Annotated in this window: 3 protein-coding genes; 2 read left to right on the top strand and 1 reads right to left on the bottom strand. The window is 70.5% G+C overall.

From position 1 onward, the window contains the following. The coding region (locus tag ACFR9S_RS03840) for a lycopene cyclase domain-containing protein (protein ID WP_379818098.1) at window positions 1–910 on the top strand (910 nt) is incomplete at its 5' end. A 62-nt stretch (window positions 911–972) separates the two neighbouring features. Here the strand turns inward: ACFR9S_RS03840 and ACFR9S_RS03835 are convergent. Next, window positions 973–2154 (bottom strand): tRNA (guanine(26)-N(2))-dimethyltransferase, encoded by a 1182-nt coding sequence (locus ACFR9S_RS03835; RefSeq protein ID WP_379732452.1) that lies wholly within the window; start codon window positions 2152–2154, stop codon window positions 973–975. Window positions 2155–2527: 373 nt separating this feature from the next. Between ACFR9S_RS03835 and ACFR9S_RS03830 the strand changes: the two genes are divergently transcribed. After that, the coding region (locus ACFR9S_RS03830; protein WP_379818097.1) for a gamma-glutamylcyclotransferase at window positions 2528–2728 on the top strand (201 nt) is incomplete at its 3' end.

The following is a 2728-nucleotide window of genomic DNA, read 5'->3' as shown; positions in this document are numbered from 1 at the left end:
CTGTCGGCTCGGACTCGTCGGCGCGACGGTCGGCTTCCTCGGCTGTCTCGGCGGGCTGGCGCTGCTCGCCCGCCCCGTCGCCGTCGCGTTCGCGGCGCCGATGTGGGCGATCGGCTACCTCCACGCGCCGCAGTTCGACACCAACCCCGTGACGACGACGCTGGGCTACCCAGTCGGCATCGGCCTCTGTCTGCTCACGGGCTACGCGGCCCAGACGGGCGCGCTCGCGTCCCGGCCCCTCGCGCTGGCGGCGGTGCTCGTGATCGTACTCGCGGGCGTGAAGATCATCGACGACGCGCAGGACTACGAGTACGACCGCTCGATCGAGAAGCGGACGGTCGCGGTCGCGCTCGGTCCCGCCCGCTCGCGCTCGCTGGCGGTCGCGCTGCTCGCCGCGGGGTTGTTCGCGGTCGTCCCCCTCTCGATCACCGGCGTCCTTCCGCCGAGCGCGCCCGCGGCGAGCGTACTTTTCGGCGCCGTCGCCGCCGTGGCGGTCCGCCGCGATCCCGAAACTGCGACGATGCTGCTGGTCCGCGGCGCGTACCTCTTTCTCGCGGCGCTGCTGGTCGCGGTGTTCTTCGAGCCGCTGGCGGGGGTCCCATTGCCGGACATCACCGCGATGGGGCCGTACACGTACCTCGCGACGGAGGTCGTCTTCGGCGCGCTCGCGTTGGCGTTGCTGGTCCACGCCGGCGAGGGTGCGCTCCGCCGCGCCGCCCGGACGATTCCGGCGCTGTACCCGATCGCCTACGTCTGGGACTGGTACACGCTGGAGGTCGGCGTGTTCGCGATCCCGATGCGGACCGGGATCGAACTGCTGGGCATCCCGCTGGAGGAGCACGTGTTCATGGTCGTGGTGCCGGCGGTGGTGCTGGGCATCCACGAGACGGCGAACCCACGGAACCCCTGATTCTCAGTCGTCGACCGAGGGTTCCCACAGCCCCGGCATGGGCTCCGTGGTCGTGACCGTCCTCACTCCCGGTCGCTCGCCGGGGCTGGCTTCGCGGCCTCGCGAATCTGTTCGACGTCGGCGTCGGTCTTGAAGCAGGTCCCGCCGTAGTGGGCCGGACTGGCCTCGTAGCCGGCGTCGCGGAGGTCGTCGAGGAACGTCTCCAGCTTGTTCGCCGGCGCGCCCCACTGCTTGCAGAGGCGGTGCTGGTCGTAGTGGGTCGGCGTGTCGAGTTCTTCGCCGAGCGTATCGAGCAGCCGGCTCACGCGCTTCCACTCGCCCATGTTCGGCGTCACCTCCTCGGCGACCGAGTCGACGAACTCGCTGTCGGCGATGGGGCCAAGCCAGATCGGCCCGGCGGCCGAGCAGCGCGCGGAGCCGCAGTTCGGGCAGTCCTCGGGCGGGTGGGCGATCCGGCCGAACTCGTGTTCGCGGTAGAGACAGTCCTCGCAGTGGTAGACGAAGCCGAGCCACTGGAGGGCCTTGTCGGCAGCAGTGGCCTTGTGGGTGAGATCGAGGTACGTCCGGGCGTAGTGGCGGGTCGCGTGGGAGACGATCGGCTCGACCGCGACGTCCCGGCGGGCAGCGACGCGGGCCAGCGCGCCGATCAGCACGCGCAGCCCCATCTCGCGGTGGAAGTCGGTGTTCCGCGGGACGGTGTCGTACTTCCGCACCCCGGAGTCGAAGTGGGCGCCACACAGCGGCGCGGTGTCGGTCGCGGTCACGCAGAGCAGCTTCCGCGTGCCGGCGACGGCTGCGTCGGCGAACGGCATCGGCGTCCCGAAGGGGTCGAGGTCCACCACGTCGAACCGCTCGGAGTGCATGAGCACGTTAGCGTCGGACTGAACCGCCTCGCCGGGGAGGTCGTTCAGCGCGAGGTTCTCGCGGGCCAGTTCGACGGCGTCGGGGTCCACGTCGGCGGCGGTCACGTCGTAGCCGGCTTCGGCCGCGCGGGCGGCGCGGACGCCGGTGGCGGTCATCGCGTCGAGGTAGGAGAGCGTGCGTTCGTCGTCTTCGCTCTCGGACTGCTCGACGTTCGCTGCGCCGGCCTCTGTTCGCTCGGCGTAGGCTCGCAGGACCGCGACGGTGAGGTCGCGGTTCAGCTCCATCTCGGGGTTGAAGAACACGTCCTCGCCGGCGCCCTCGCTGCTGCCGTCCCGCGGGTCGGGCGCCTCGACGTCGACGTCGCCCTCGCTGACGCGCATGGTCGTTGGTGGTCGTGGTGTGGGGAAAGCGATTGTGTTCGGGACTCGGCTTCGTCGGCTATTCCGTCGGGGATCTGGTCAAGAACCGCATCAGCAACACTGTGAAAGCCCCTGTCGTCTGGACTCCCGCGACTCGCTGCGGTCCTCACTACGTTGCGGTCCTTGCTTCGTCGGGGTTCGTCCAGACGACAGCCCCTTCCAGTCCCACCCGTACAGCCCACGAACCTCCCCAGCCGACTCCCTCCTTCGCTTCGCTCAGTCGCTCGTCCCTCGCGCTCGCTCGCGCACGGAGGCGCTCGCGCTTCGCGCCGACTCCGGCTCTATCGCTTCGTTTCGGCCCCTCCTTCTTAAGCGAGCGCGCCGAACGGTCGGTATGGACGTGTTCGTCTACGGCACCCTGACCGAGCCCGAGCGGGTCGCGTCGGTCGTCGACGCCTACGCCTTCCTCGGCTCGGCGGTGCTGTCGGGGCTTCACCCCGTGCAGGGCGAGTACCCCACGCTCGCCCCCGGCGGCGAGACGGGCGGGCGGCTGCTCCGGACCGACGATATCGACGCTCTCGACGCCTACGAGGGC

The organism is Halolamina salina, from assembly GCF_042678005.1.
GTDB lineage: Archaea > Halobacteriota > Halobacteria > Halobacteriales > Haloferacaceae > Halolamina > Halolamina salina.
This window is presented reverse-complemented; position numbering and strand designations above follow the sequence as displayed.

What these genes read in the sequence shown, in the direction of transcription:
- ACFR9S_RS03835 (WP_379732452.1), bottom strand. Translation starts at nt 2,154, where the DNA reads ATGCGCGTCAGCGAGGGCGACGTCGACGTCGAGGCGCCCGACCCGCGG.